The organism is Nonomuraea endophytica (assembly GCF_014203235.1).
GTDB lineage: Bacteria > Actinomycetota > Actinomycetes > Streptosporangiales > Streptosporangiaceae > Nonomuraea > Nonomuraea endophytica.
The window spans coordinates 163,316-176,463 of sequence record NZ_JACHIN010000008.1; the positions used below are offsets into that span (position 1 = coordinate 163,316).

13 protein-coding genes are annotated in these 13,148 nt (G+C 71.6%); 8 read left to right on the top strand and 5 right to left on the bottom strand.

The genetic code is table 11. From position 1 onward, the window contains the following. The first annotated feature begins 14 nt into the window (after window positions 1–14). The 3 genes from HNR40_RS28600 (at window position 15) to HNR40_RS28610 (ending at window position 2,954) form a co-directional block, all read left to right on the top strand. Window positions 15–752, top strand: a complete 738-nt coding sequence (locus HNR40_RS28600) for an IclR family transcriptional regulator (RefSeq protein ID WP_184966670.1) — start codon at window positions 15–17, stop codon at window positions 750–752. Between the two features lie 3 nt (window positions 753–755). Beyond that, complete coding sequence (locus HNR40_RS28605; protein ID WP_184966672.1) at window positions 756–968, top strand: DUF2277 domain-containing protein; 213 nt, start codon at window positions 756–758, stop codon at window positions 966–968. A gap of 72 nt (window positions 969–1,040) precedes the next feature. Next, window positions 1,041–2,954, top strand: coding sequence for a hypothetical protein (locus tag HNR40_RS28610; RefSeq protein ID WP_184966674.1), 1,914 nt, complete (start codon window positions 1,041–1,043; stop codon window positions 2,952–2,954). On the opposite strand, the gene HNR40_RS28615 is transcribed toward HNR40_RS28610, so the two are convergent. Next, window positions 2,951–3,358, bottom strand: a complete 408-nt coding sequence (locus tag HNR40_RS28615) for a hypothetical protein (RefSeq protein WP_184966676.1) — start codon at window positions 3,356–3,358, stop codon at window positions 2,951–2,953. The two genes, HNR40_RS28610 and HNR40_RS28615, sit on opposite strands and share 4 nt — an antisense overlap. Before the next feature lie 51 nt (window positions 3,359–3,409). Here HNR40_RS28615 and HNR40_RS28620 point away from each other — a divergent pair, with 51 nt between their 5' ends. The 3 genes from HNR40_RS28620 to HNR40_RS28630 are packed head-to-tail and all read left to right on the top strand — an operon-like array spanning window position 3,410 to window position 5,671. Next, window positions 3,410–4,090, top strand: coding sequence for a response regulator transcription factor (locus HNR40_RS28620; RefSeq protein WP_184966678.1), 681 nt, complete (start codon window positions 3,410–3,412; stop codon window positions 4,088–4,090). Beyond that, window positions 4,087–5,325 (top strand): sensor histidine kinase, encoded by a 1,239-nt coding sequence (locus tag HNR40_RS28625; protein ID WP_184966680.1) that lies wholly within the window; start codon window positions 4,087–4,089, stop codon window positions 5,323–5,325. The genes HNR40_RS28620 and HNR40_RS28625 overlap by 4 nt, the downstream gene beginning before the upstream one ends. Before the next feature lie 46 nt (window positions 5,326–5,371). Beyond that, entirely contained in the window at window positions 5,372–5,671 is a 300-nt protein-coding gene (locus tag HNR40_RS28630) for a PepSY domain-containing protein (protein ID WP_184966682.1), read from the top strand. Window positions 5,672–5,674: 3 nt separating this feature from the next. Here HNR40_RS28630 and HNR40_RS28635 read toward each other — a convergent pair whose 3' ends face one another. Next, window positions 5,675–6,346 (bottom strand): HNH endonuclease family protein, encoded by a 672-nt coding sequence (locus HNR40_RS28635; protein WP_312896543.1) that lies wholly within the window; start codon window positions 6,344–6,346, stop codon window positions 5,675–5,677. Window positions 6,347–6,532: 186 nt separating this feature from the next. On the opposite strand from HNR40_RS28635, the gene HNR40_RS28640 reads away from it, so the two are divergent. Both HNR40_RS28640 and HNR40_RS28645 read left to right on the top strand, forming a co-directional pair. Beyond that, window positions 6,533–7,114: an RNA polymerase sigma factor gene (locus tag HNR40_RS28640; protein WP_312896544.1), complete on the top strand. Its 582-nt coding sequence runs from the start codon at window positions 6,533–6,535 to the stop codon at window positions 7,112–7,114. Further along, window positions 7,111–8,178: a CU044_5270 family protein gene (locus tag HNR40_RS28645; protein ID WP_184966686.1), complete on the top strand. Its 1,068-nt coding sequence runs from the start codon at window positions 7,111–7,113 to the stop codon at window positions 8,176–8,178. The genes HNR40_RS28640 and HNR40_RS28645 overlap by 4 nt, the downstream gene beginning before the upstream one ends. On the opposite strand, the gene HNR40_RS28650 is transcribed toward HNR40_RS28645, so the two are convergent. Genes HNR40_RS28650 through HNR40_RS28660 form a run of 3 tightly spaced genes read right to left on the bottom strand, consistent with a single transcriptional unit; the run spans window position 8,138 to window position 12,692 of the window. After that, window positions 8,138–11,230 carry a 2Fe-2S iron-sulfur cluster-binding protein gene (locus tag HNR40_RS28650; RefSeq protein ID WP_184966689.1) on the bottom strand — a complete coding sequence of 1,031 codons (3,093 nt, stop codon included), beginning with the start codon at window positions 11,228–11,230 and terminating at the stop codon, window positions 8,138–8,140. The genes HNR40_RS28645 and HNR40_RS28650 overlap by 41 nt on opposite strands. Then, window positions 11,227–11,466: a sarcosine oxidase subunit delta gene (locus HNR40_RS55085; protein ID WP_184966691.1), complete on the bottom strand. Its 240-nt coding sequence runs from the start codon at window positions 11,464–11,466 to the stop codon at window positions 11,227–11,229. The genes HNR40_RS28650 and HNR40_RS55085 overlap by 4 nt, the downstream gene beginning before the upstream one ends. Then, window positions 11,466–12,692: a sarcosine oxidase subunit beta family protein gene (locus HNR40_RS28660; RefSeq protein ID WP_184966693.1), complete on the bottom strand. Its 1,227-nt coding sequence runs from the start codon at window positions 12,690–12,692 to the stop codon at window positions 11,466–11,468. Before HNR40_RS28660 ends, HNR40_RS55085 begins: the two co-directional genes overlap by 1 nt. Between the last annotated feature and the right edge of the window lie 456 nt (window positions 12,693–13,148).

Genomic DNA, 13,148 nt, shown 5'->3' on the forward strand with positions numbered 1-13,148 from the left:
ATTAGTGTTGCGTCATGAGCAACAGCTCGGTGCAGTCGGTGGATCGGGCCATCGCGATCCTGGAGATCCTCGCCAGCAAGGGCGCCACCCGGGTGACGGACCTTGCGGTGGAGCTGGACGTGCACAAGTCCACCGCCTTCCGCCTGCTCAACGCCCTCGAACAGGGCGGCCTGGTCGAGCAGAGCGGCGATCGCGGGCGCTACCGGCTCGGGTTCGGGGTGGTCAGGCTGGCCGGGGCGGCCACCGCGCAGCTCGACCTGTCCAAGGAGAGCCGGGAGGTCTGCCGCCGCCTGGCCGAGGACGTCGGCGAGACGGTCAACCTCGCGGTCCCCCAGGACGGCCACGCCGTCAACATCAGCCAGGTACGCGGCCCGTCGGCCATCAGCGGACACAACTGGGTGGGCCAGCGCACCCCCGCCCACGCCACCTCCAGCGGCAAGGTCCTGCTGGCCTTCGGCGCGCTGCCGCTCCCCCGCGAGCTGGTGCGCTACACGCCCGCCACGATCGTCACCGTGGAGGGCCTCGGCCTGGCGGAGATCAGGGAGCGCGGCTGGGCGGGCACGGTCGAGGAGCTGGAGGTGGGCCTGAACGCGGTGGCCGCGCCGGTGCGGGGCTCGGACGGTTCGGTGGTGGCCGCGGTCAGCGCGTCGGGACCGTCGTACCGGCTGACCGCCGGGCGCCTGCCGGAGGTCGGCGCGATCCTGGCGGCCGGTGCCCGCGAGATCAGTCAGCGCATCGGCTATTACCGTTGAGGCATGTGTAGAAGCATCAAGACGCTGCGCCCGCCGTACACCGAAGACGTGACCGAGGAGGACGTGCGGGCCGCGGCGCTGCAGTTCGTGCGCAAGATCTCGGGATTTCGCGCGCCCGCCGCGCACAACGCGGAGGCCTTCGACCGCGCCGTGGAGTCGATCACCCAGGCCTCCGAGGAACTCCTCAGCTCCCTCCAGGTCCGCGGAGCTCGCTGAAACGGCCTGTTGACAGGCTCCCTCAGCGAGGGGAACGTCCCCGGTGTAACCCCCATCGGGAGGGAGCCCCCCATGATCAGCGGGCTGTACCAGGGCCAGAACGGCGACTCGCGGCTGGAGCTGAGGGTCGACGTCGACGGAGCACGACCCACCGGACGGGTCAGCGGCGACCTGTTCTCGGTGGCCGGGGCGACCACCTCGTACGTGGGCTCCTTCCGCGTCGACCAGCCGAGCACCCAGGCCGAGACCGACAAGACCCGGGTCTGGGGGTCGGGCCGGTTCACCTACAGCGTTCCCACCAGGAGCGTCAGCATCACGGTCACCGATGAGGGCGCGTCGGCGCACGTGGGCGGGGACGACTTCCAGCTCGCCTACGTCTCGCCGTACTTCCGCACGGTCCTCCTGGAGCAGGACTCGGTGGTCGGGGCGGCGCCGTTCGTGTCGTACGACACGGGGTCGCTGCCGGGCCCGACCGGCTCGCCCGCGCGTGAGCTCAGCGTGCCCGCCGCCTACGCGGAGGCCGGGATCGAGCTGCGCGTCACCGACCCGGGCAGGGTGCCCACCGGCGGCGAGGGCGCCGACCTGGCCTGGGACGACGCCGAGCTGCATCATGCGATGACAACCCAGTTCAGCAGGTACGGCGACGCCGCCGCCTGGCGGGTCTGGCTGCTGGTGGCCAGCAAGCACGTGGGCGGCTACCGGGGCATCATGTTCGACTACAACGACGGCTTCCAGCGTCAGGGCGCGGCCGTCTTCTACGACGCCATCCAGGGAGAGAGCCCGCAGGCGCAACGCGCCCAGCTCCGCACGTACGTCCACGAACTGGGGCACGCCTTCAACCTGCTGCACTCCTGGCAGAAGAACCTGGCAACGCCGCCCCAGCCGCTGGGCCCGAACGGCGGCTTCGGCGACCTGTCGTGGATGAACTACGTGCAGAACTACCGCCCCGGCGGGGAGCAGGGCTACTGGTCGGCCTTCCCGTTCCAGTTCACCGACGTGGAGCTGATCCACCTGCGCCACGGCTTCTTCCGCGACGTGGCGATGGGCGCCAACGCGTTCGGCACCGGCGCCGCCGAGATCGACCCGTTCGAGCAGCCCGTCATGGACCAGTCGGGGCTGCGGCTGGAGCTGCGGGCCAAGGAGTCGTTCGGCTTCGGCGAGCCGGTCGTGGTGGAGCTGAAGCTCGGCGTCACGGGCGAGGCGCGGACCACGCACAGCCACCTGCATCCGGACACGGAGTTCACGCAGGTCTGCATCACGCAGCCGGGCGGCCGCACGGTCGTCTACCGCCCGATGATGCGCCATTGCGTGGACGCCTCGCCGGACATCCGCCTGGACGAGAACAACCCGGCCGTCTACCGCAGCGCCTACATCGGCCACGGCCGCGACGGCCACTACTTCCAGCAGCCGGGCGAGTACCAGGTGCGCGCCCAGTACATCGCGGGCGACGGCTCGCGCATCGTCTCCAACGTCCGCGCGGTCAGGGTCGGCTACCCGGTCTCCGCCGACGACCACCGGGTGGCCGAGCTGATGCTGGGCGAGGAGCAGGGCAAGCTGTTCTCGCTGCTCGGCTCCGACTCGCCGGCGCTGCGCTCGGGCAACGACGCGCTGGACGAGGTGATCTCCCGGTACGGCTCGCACCCCCTGTCCGTCTACGCCCGGATGGTGAAGGGGCTCAACGCGGAGCGGGAGTTCAAGGACCTGACCCCGGCCAAGAACCTGCGCATCCGCCCGCCGGACACCAAGGAGAGCATCGAGCAGCTCGGCGTGGTCGTCAGGGACGCCTCGATCGACAACATCACGCTCAACATGGTCATGCGGCGCCTGGCCCGCGCCGAGGCCCGCCAGGGCGACCTGGCCCAGGCGCACGCGGTCATGGACACGATGATCGCGACCTTCGAGGCCAAGAACCTGAACCCGGTCGTGATGCGGCAGATCCGCCGCCAGGCGGAGCTGACCAAGGCGGCGCTGAGCGCGGAAGGCTAGATGACCGGCCGGCCGTTCTGGCAGCGGACCACGACCTCGACGTCCTCGCCTTCCTCCCGGTCGAACTCGACCGTCAGGGAGGGGGCGGGGCCGGGCTCGGGGTCGTCGACGGAGTAGCCCTGGAAGGGGCTCCAGTTGCGGAGGCTGACCTGCGCGGCCGTGCAGGTGGCGATGACGGTGCCTCCGGCCGTCCTGATCACCTTGCCGCCGCCGGTCGGCGCGGGGGTGGCGGCTCCGGTGGAGGTTCCTGAGGGCAGGGTGGCGAGCGCGGAGCGAGCTTCTGCCTGTGTCATGACATTTCCGGACTGGCCGGTGAGGACGCCGCCCAGGAGCCCCAGCACCGCCACCGCCGCCCCGGCAGCCGCCAGCGCGACCACCGCCCATGCCAGCATCAGTCTCTTCACGGCCCCAACACTCCCCCAACCAGGTCTAACGCCAGGTTAACGTGGAGTTATATGGCCTCCATCCTCCTCATCGAGGACGACGTGACCATCCGCACCGCCCTGACCAGGGGCCTGCGCGAGCTGGGTCACGCCGTCTCCTCCTCGTCCACCGCCCTCGACGGCCTGCGCCTGGCCGTGCAGGACCGTCCCGACCTGGTCGTGCTCGACCTCGGCCTGCCCGACCTGGACGGCCGCGAGCTGCTGCGCATGCTGCGCTCGGTCAGCCAGGTGCCGGTGATCGTGGCCACGGCGCGCGACGGCGACGCCGAGATGGTCCCGGTCCTCGACGCGGGCGCCGACGACTACGTGGTCAAGCCGTTCAGCGCGACGCAGCTCAACGCCCGGGTCAAGGCGGTGCTGCGCCGTACCGCCGAAGACCGCCCTGACGCGTCGGTGAAGGTCGGCGGGCTGAGCGTGGATCCGCGATCGCGGGTGGCCTCGCTCGACGGGACGGCGCTGGACCTGACGCCGCGGGAGTTCGACGTGCTGCACTACCTGGCCGCCCGCGCGGGCGAGGTGGTCTCCAAGCGCGAGCTGCTCACGGAGGTCTGGCAGCTCCCGTACGGCGGCGCCGACAAGACCGTCGACGTCCACCTGTCGTGGCTGCGCAGGAAACTCGGCGAGACCGCCTCGGCACCCCGTTACCTCCACACCGTGCGCGGCGTCGGCGTCAAGCTGGTCGGGCCCGCGTGAGGCGCTGGCTGGGGCTGCTGGTGGCGGCCACGACGTCGGTGGTGCTGATCGCGCTGCTGGTGCCGATGGCGCTGCTGATCCGCTCGGTGGCCGAGAACGGCGCCATGGCGCGGGCCACCAGCGCGGCCGAGTCGGTGGTCGTGGCGGTGGGCACGCCGGACCTGGAGCTGGCCGTGGAGCGGGTGCCGGCGCCCGTGTCGGTGTTCCTGCCGGACGGGCGGGTGGTGGGCGCGCGGGCGCGGGAGTCGGACGCGGTCCGGCTGGCGCGCGCGGGGCGCAGCGTGACCGCGGAGGCGGCGGGCGGCAGGGAGGTCCTGGTCTCGGTCAGGTCCGCGCAGGGCCCGGTGGTGATCCGGGTGTTCGTGAGCGACGCGGAGCTGTTCGCGGGCGTGCGGGAGGCGTGGCTGGCGCTGCTGCTGCTCGGTCTGGCGCTGGTGGTGCTGGGGATCGTGCTGGCCGACCGGCTGGCGGTGCGGGTGACGCGGCCGGTGGACGAGCTGGCGCGGGTCTCCCACCGGCTGGCCGGAGGCGACCTGGAGGCTCGGGCGGAGCCGGGCGGGCCGCCCGAGGTGGAGTCGGTGGGCCTGGCGCTCAACCACCTCGCGGGCCGGATCGGCGACCTGCTCGCCATCGAGCGCGAGTCGGTGGCCGACCTGTCACACCGCCTGCGCACGCCGCTGACCGGTCTGCGGCTGGACGCCGAGTCGCTGCGCGACCCGGAGGAGGCCGCTCGCATCGGCGAGCGCGCTGACGCCCTGGAGCGCGCGGTGAACGCCGTCATCACCGAGGCCCGCGGCCGCACGGGCGTGCGGCCGCCGCGCGCCTCGTGCGACGCGACGGCGGTGGTGGGCGATCGGGTGCGGTTCTGGGCGGTGCTGGCCGAGGATCAGGAGCGCGCCTTCACGGTCGAACTGCCCGGCGGGCCGCTGGAGGTCGCGGTGGGCGCGGCGGAGCTGGCGGCGGGCGTGGACGCGCTGCTGGGCAACGTCTTCGCCCACACCCCCGAGGGAGTCGCCTTCTCCGTACGGCTCGCGCCGCACGACAAGGGCGCCGCCCTGACCGTCGCCGACGAGGGCCCCGGTTTCCCGCCCGAGCTGCAGGAACGCGGCTCCAGCGCGGGCGGCTCCACCGGACTGGGCCTGGACATCGCCCGCCGTACGGCCGAGTCGTCGGGCGGCGCGATGACGGTGTCGAGGGCCTCGGTCGAGCTGATACTCGGGTTAACCCAGCCTTAGGGTTGCCACAGCGCGGCTTTACCGTTGATCGCGCTTTTCTTGACCCATGAACATCACCAAGAAGATCGTCATCGCCGGCGCCGGCGCCGTGGTCCTGCTCGCCGGCGGCGGCGTCGCCTACGCCTCCGTCAACGCCCCCGTGGCCCCGAAGGTCGGGGTCGAGCAGGCCATCGACATCGCCAAGAAGCAGGTCCCCGGCGCCTGGGTGCGCTCGGCCGACCACGACGACGACGGCACCTGGGACGTCGAGCTGATCAAGGACGGCACCGAGCACGAGCTGGAGCTGGACGCGGCCAGCGGCAAGGTCCTCAAGAACCGGACCGAGAAGGCCGACGACGACGACTGAGCCTCAGCACCCGTCGAGTACGCGCTCCATGGCGTCCTTCTCCGCGGACGTCACCCAGAGCGCGTACTTGACCTTCACGTCGATCTGCCGCGCGATGTAGGCGCATCGGTAGCCCTTGCGCGGCGGTAGCCAGGTGGCCGCGTCGGAGTCGCTCTTCTGGCCGTTGAGCGGCCCGTCGACGGCCATGAGGTTGAGCGGGTCGTTGGCGAACTCCCTGCGCTTGCCCGCCGCCCACTGCTGGGCGCCCTTCTGCCAGGCGTCGGAGAGGGGGATCACGTGGTCGATCTGCACGGCCATGCTGGTGTCGTTGCCGCGCTTGAACTTGATCGTCTTGCCGCTGTAGGGGTCGTCGAGCACGCCCGTGAGCACGATGCAGTCGTGGGTGCCCGCCTTGAACTTTTCCTCGCGCATGTCGCGCTTGAGGATGTCGTTGCGCGTGTCGCAGCCGTTGCGGTCGACGTCGGCCCACGCGGGGCCGAACTTCTCGCGCTCGAAGCCGGTACGCGGCGCCCGCCCCTTGACCGAGAGCTTGTCCAGCTTCTTCCGGGCGTCTCCCGCCTTGACCGGCGTCGTGGACTTGTCGGTCCCTTGCTCCACACCGGCCTGCAAACCTCCGCATCCGGCGGCCAGTGCCGCGACGACGGCCAGCCCGCCCGCGAGACGACGTACGCGCACCGGAACCTCCAGGGTCAAGAATTGGTCAAGCGACTCCCCCTAGAGTCTAAACAGGGCAAATTCCTTCATATCCTGATTTGGCCTTTCAAAAGATCTTGGGAACCAAACAGCCGGTGCGGGTGAGAACGGGGTGAAGGGCGCGAACGCGCCCTACGGAAGGAAAGCCCCCATGGAAAGACTCACGCTGTGGTGAGCGCCGCGCTGTCCGGCCGTCCAACGGCCGACGCCGACGCCGCCGTCATCGCGGAGTCGCTGGCCGAGCCCGATCGTTTCGCCCGCATCTTCGACCTGCACGCGGACGAGATCCACCGCTACGCCGCCCGGCGGCTCGGCGCCGACCAGGTGAGCCTGGCCGACGACGTGACCGCCGAGACCTTCCTGGTCGCCTTCCGCAAGCGCCGGAGCTACGACCTCACCCGCCCCGACGCCCGCCCCTGGCTGTACGGCATCGCCGGAAACCTCATCTCCAAGCACCGCCGTACCGAGACCAGGAAGCTCAGGGCGCTCGCCCGCACGGCCGAGCCGGACGGCGAGGCGTTCGAGCAGCGCAGCGTCGACCGGATGGACGCGGAACGGCTCGGCCCGAGCCTGGCCGCCGCCCTGGCCAAGCTCGGCGCTGCCGAGCGGGAGCTGCTGTTCCTCCTCACCTGGGCCGAGCTGTCCTACGAGCAGGCGTCGGAGGCGCTGGGCATCCCGGTGGGCACCGTGCGCTCGCGCCTGTCACGCACCCGAGCCAAGATCCGCAGCGCCCTGGAAGGCACCCGATGAACGAGTTCGACCTGGTCAACCAGGCACGTCCCGACGTCCCCCCCTACGATCCCGGCACCAAGGCCATGGCCAGGGATCAGCTGGTCGCGGCGGGCAGGAAGCGCTTCGCTTGGCGCAAGCCGTACACCTTCGCCGTGGCCGGAGCGCTCGCGCTCGCGGTCGGCGTGGGCGCGGCCGTGTTCCTGCCCGCCGAGACCCCGCGCGTGAGCCCGCGGCAGAGCGCGCCCGTCGCGCTGCCGAAGATCGCGCTCATGTCGGCGGAGCAGGTGTTCGACCGTGCGGCGGGGGCCGCTGTCGAGGAGCTCGAGCCACGCGACGACCAGTATGTGGTCACCGAGTCTCAGACCATGTACACCGCGCAGTCGCTCGGCGAGGACACGGAGGAGCGCTGGCTCTATCGGACGAAGCGGAAGATCTGGCTCAGGGCCGACGGTGAGAAGGACGCCCAGGGTCGTGACGGCGTGCTCCAGATCGAGACCATCGACCCGGTCGCCTACCCCGGCTGGGAGATCCCGAAGAAGGCCTACGAGGAGAAGGGCGTCGAGGTCATGCCGCTGACGTCCTGCGGCACGCGGGGCCCGTGGAGCAAGGACTACGCGACGCTCAAGCAGCTGCCCACCGAGGCCGAGGCGATGAAGGCGTGGCTGTACAAGACCTTCCCCGGCAACGGCGACAAGCAGATCCCGGCAGAGTTCGCGGTCTGGGACGGCGCCAGCGAGCTGCTGCGCGAGTCGTACATGCCGCCGGCGCAGCGGGCCGCGCTGTTCAAGGCGCTGGGCACGCTGCCCGGCATCACCGTCACCGAGGGCGCCGAGGACGCGGCCGGCCGCAAGGGGCTCGGCGTCGGCGGCGTCTGGCGGGGCCAGCGCTCCGAGCTGATCATCGACGGCGAGAACTACGCGCTGCTCGGCGAGCGCAGCGTGGTCGTGGACGAGAAGGCGGCCGGGGCGCCGGTCGGCAGCCTGCTGGCCTCCACCGCGCAGCTGAAGGTCTCGGTCTCCGACACCGCGCCCGACGCTCCGGTCACCTCGAAGGAGGACTGCTCCCAGAGCCAGGGTGGCTGAGCGCGTCCAGCAACCACTCGGCCAGGTAGCCGGTGAACGACGAGCGCACGTAGACGCGGAAGACGTCCGGGGCGGTCCGTTCCAGGATCACCCCGGCCTTTCCGAGCAGCGTCTGCGCGTATCCGGGGAAGACCGCGGGGTGCAGGTCGATCGGGCAGCCGGTGACCAGCACCTCGACGGCGTCCGGGCCCGACAGCTCCAGCACGGTGCGCTGGCCGGAGACGTCCGTCCAGCCCTCCCGGCCGCCGTCCCCGGTCACCAGCCACCAGGCGGGGCCAAGGCGCAGCCCCTGGCCCGGGTCCCGGCCGCGTACCTCCCACATGCGCACGAACGGCAGCTCGCGCAGCCGTACCCGCTCAGAGCTCGCGGACAGGAAGCGGTGGGCGAAACGCCCGGCCGGGCTCTCCGGCCGCCACTCCCCCACCGTCCCGACCCGCTCGACCGGGTCGCCGTCGCGGCGGGTGTTGTCCGGGTCGTAGAAGACCGGCTCGACCACCGTGACCGGCACCGTACGCCCGCCCGAGACCGCCTCCAGCCGGTCGCCCGGCGCGACGTCGCGCGCCATCGCCAGCACGGCGCCGGTGTAGCTGGAGGTCACGTGCCCCAGCATCTCGCCGCCGCCCGGCGCGACGAGCTGCGCCCCTTCCTCCACGAACTCCTCAGGGCGCAGCCCGACCAGGCGCTTGCGGCCCTCACGTGCGGTGTCGGGGCGGGCGTGCGAGCGCTTGCCGACGTAGTCCGGCTTGCGGCGCGAGACGATCCACTCCATGCCGAGGTCCTGCGGGGTGACGGTCCCGTCGGTCTCCTGCCCGACGATCGCGAAGCCCTTCTCGGCGCGCAGCACGTGCATGGTCTCCGTCCCGTACGGCACCGCCCCCAGGGCCAGCACGCTCTCCCACAACGCGGCGCCGTACCACCAGGGCACGTTGACCTCGTAGGCCAGCTCGCCCGAGAAGCTGATCCTGAACACGCGCCCGTCCACCCCGGCGACCGGCGTCTCCACGCACCGCATGAACGCCAGCTCCGCCGCCTCCGGCGCGAGCGCCGCCACGACCTCGCGCGCCTTCGGCCCCGCCACCGCCACGGTCGCCCAGTGGTCGGTCACCGAGGTGAACCGCACGTCCAGCTCGGGCCACTCGGTCTGATGCCACTCCTCCAGCCAGTCGAGCACGGCTGCGGCGTTGCCCGTCGTGGTCGTCATCAGGAAGTGCTCGGGGCCGAGCCTGGCCGTGGTGCCGTCGTCGAAGACCATGCCGTCGGCCTTGCACATCAGCCCGTAGCGGCAGGCGCCCACGGCCAGCGTCGAGTACATGTTGGTGTAGATCCGGTCCAGGAACTCACCGGCGTCGGCGCCCCTGATGTCGATCTTGCCGAGCGTGGAGGCGTCCATGGCGGCCACTCTGGTCCGCGCCGCGTCGCATTCACGCCGCACCGCCTCGTCCATGTCCTCGTCGCCGAGGGGGAAGTAACGCGGGCGCTTCCACTGCCCGACGTCCTCGAAGACCGCGCCCCTCGCGAGGTGCGCCTCGTGCATGGCGGTGGTCCGCACGGGGTCCGACAGCGCGCCGCGGTCGCGCCCCGCCAGCGTCGCGAAGGACACCGGCGTGTACGGCGGGCGGAACGTCGTCGTCCCCATCTGGCCCGGCGCCGTCCCGAGCAGCGCGGACATGACGCCCACGACCACCGCGCCGGCCGTCTTGCCCTGGTCGGCGCCGGTGCCCGCGGTGGTGTAGCGCTTGACGTGCTCCACCGAGCGCATGCCGGTGCCGGAGGCGCGCTGGAGGTCGGCCACGGTGACGTCGCGGTGCAGGTCGGCGAAGGACGTCGCGGGATCGTCGCCCATCACCCAGAGCGGCGCGGGCGGCTTCGGCGGCCGCTCGTCGCTGTCGGGAATGTGGTGGCTCGCCCGTTCGGCGAACCCGGTCAGTCCCGCCGCCTGCGAACCCGCGGCGTAGCCGTCCGCGATCGCCTCGGCGGTGCCGTAGAGGCCCCTGCACGCCCCGGCCGAGCGCTCGGCCTGCGCCGACAGGTGCGGCACGAACGCCTGCAGCTCCTCGTCGAACCGCAGCCTGCCCTGCGACTGGCTGAACAGGTGCGCCACCGGATTCCACCCCCCCGCCACGGCCAGCAGATCGGCCGCGAACTGCCCGCCGCCCCGGGTTCTGACGCCGGTGAGCACTCCTTCCCCGTCGGCGGTGGTGCCGGTGATCTCCGCGCCGTCGCGGGCGTCGAGGACGGCGACCACCTCCACCCCGGCCGCCGCCAGGTCGCGGGCCGCCTCGTGCCCGGAGTCGGCGCAGGTGAAGACCACCGCTCTGGCGCCTGGCCGCACGCCGTACCTGTTGGCATAGGTACGCGCCGCGGAGGCGAGCATCACGCCGGGACGGTCGTTGTCAGGGAAGGCCAGGGAGCGCTCCTGCGCGCCCGTCGCCAGCACCACGCGGCGCGCCCGCAGATGCCACAGGCGCTCGCCCGAGCCGCGCTTCTCGACCGCGGTCAGGTAGTTGTCGTCGTAGTAGCCGATCGCGGTGGTCCTGGTCAGCACCCGCACCTCGGGCAGCACCGCGAGCTGGTGCGCGACCCCGGCCACCCAGTCGAGGGCGGGCGCGCCGTCCAGCGTGGCCCTGCCGGCGAGCAGATCGCCGCCCAGGACCGGCTGGTCGTCCACCAGGATGACGCGCGCGCCCGACTCGCCCGCCGCCAGCGCCGCGGCCAGCCCCGCCGGGCCGCCGCCGACCACGAGCACGTCGCAGTGCAGGTAGCCCTTGTCGCAGCGGCGCCCGGCCGGCTCGGCCAGGTCGACCCGGCCCTTGCCGCGCAGGCTCCACGCCGCCAGCCCCTCGTACAGCTCGACCGTCGTGGCCGCGAGCATGGGGTCGGCGCCCACGCGGACCAGCGCGTTCGGCTCCTCGGGGCCAGCGGAGAAGACGCCGCGCGGGCGGCCCAGGTCGACGCTGCGCCCGACCACGCGCACGCCGTTGCGCAGCAGCGCGGCCGCGAGCGTGTCGCCGGGCCGCCCCTCGTAGGTCCGCTCGTCGAAGGTGAACCTCACGGCTGCGGCCTCATCTCGTGGGTGACGGTGTGGCGGTGCACGGAGAACCAGGTCCGGCAGCCGTGCGCGTGGAACCAGCGCTCGTGGAACCAGCCCTTCGGGTTGTCGCGCATGAACAGGTATCCGGCCCACGCCTCGTCGTCCACGTCCGGGGTGTAGGCGATCCCGGCCTGGCCGCCGTAGGTGAACTCGTTCTCGTCGCGTGGCCCGCAGTGCGGGCAGTCGATCAGCATCATCAGTGCGCCACCGCCGCGGCTCCGTGCTCGTCGATGAGGGCGCCGGTGGTGAACCGCTCCAGCGCGAAGGGTACGGCCAGCGGGTGCGGCTCGTCATGGGCGATCGTGTGGGCGTAGACCCAGCCGGAGCCGGGGGTGGCCTTGAAGCCGCCGGTGCCCCAGCCCGCGTTGATGAACAGGCCGTCGACCGGCGTCCTGCCGATGATCGGGGAGGCGTCGGGCGAGACGTCCACGACGCCGCCCCAGGTGCGCAGCACCCGGACCCGGCTGAAGATCGGGAACAGCTCCAGGGCCGCGGCCATCTGGGCCTCGATGACGTGGAACGCGCCGCGCTGGCCGTAGGAGTTGTAGGTGTCGATTCCGGCGCCCATGACCAGTTCGCCCTTGTGGGCCTGGCTGACGTAGACGTGGACGGCGTTGGACATCACGACGCAGTCGAGGACCGGCTCCAGCAGTTCGGAGACGAGGGCCTGGAGGGGGTGGGACTGCAGCGGCAGCGGGAACCCCGCCTTGGCAGCGAGCACGGAGGTGTGCCCGGCGGCCGCGAGCGCGACCTTCCCGGCTGAGATCCGTCCGCGGGTCGTCTGAACAGCCGTTACCCGATTTTTCACCATTTCGAAGCCTGTGACTTCGATGTTCTGGATGAGGTCTATCCCGTAGGCGTCCGCTTTGCGGGCCAGGGCCCAGGCGACGTGATCGTGCTTGGCGATCCCGCCCCGCCGCTGCAACGTGGCGCCGAGGACCGGGTAGCGGGCGGAGTCCGAGGCGTTGACGACCGGGCAGAACTTCTTGACCTCGTCGGCCTCCAGCCACTCGGCGTCGACGCCGTTGAGGCGGTTGGCGTTGACCCTGCGCCTGCCCTCACGGACGTCCGCCAGGTTGTGGGCGAGATTGAGCACACCCCGCTGGCTGAACTGCAGGTCGTACTCGAGGTCGTCGCTGAGCCCCTCCCAGAGCTTGAGAGAGTGCTCGTAGATGGCGGCGCTCTCGTCCCACAGGTAGTTGGAACGGATGATCGTGGTGTTCCTGGCCATGTTGCCACCGGCCAGCCAGCCCTTCTCCAGGACGGCCACATTGGTGATCCCATGATTCTTGGCCAGGTAATAGGCAGTGGCCAGTCCATGCCCACCGGCGCCGACGATGACCACGTCATAGGCCGGCTTCGGCTCAGGATTCCGCCACAAGAACTCAGGATGACTCACGCCGCCCCCTCCACCCTTCCCCAACCCACTCCCACCCAGACCCCGGCCCGCCACCCTCCAGCCCCATCCACCCCTGACCCGACCACCTCTGACCCAACCCACCTGAGCCCGACCACCCCCAGCCCGACCACCCTGAGCCCGACCACCCCGAGTCCGACCACCCCGAGTCCGACGACCTTTGGTCTGACAGACCGCGGACCGACAGCCTTCGGTGTGACAGACCGCAAGCCGATGAGCTCCGGTCCGACACACCCCGGACCGATGAGCTCCGGTCCGACACACCCCGGACCGACGACCTCCGGTCCGACAGACCGCAAGCCGATGAGCTCCGGTCCGACACACCGCAGACCGACGACCTCCGGTCCGACACACCGCAGACCGACAACCTCCGGTCCGACACACCGCAGACCGACAACCTCCGGTCCGACACACCGCAGACCGACAACCTCCGGTCCGACACACCGCAGACCGACAACCTCC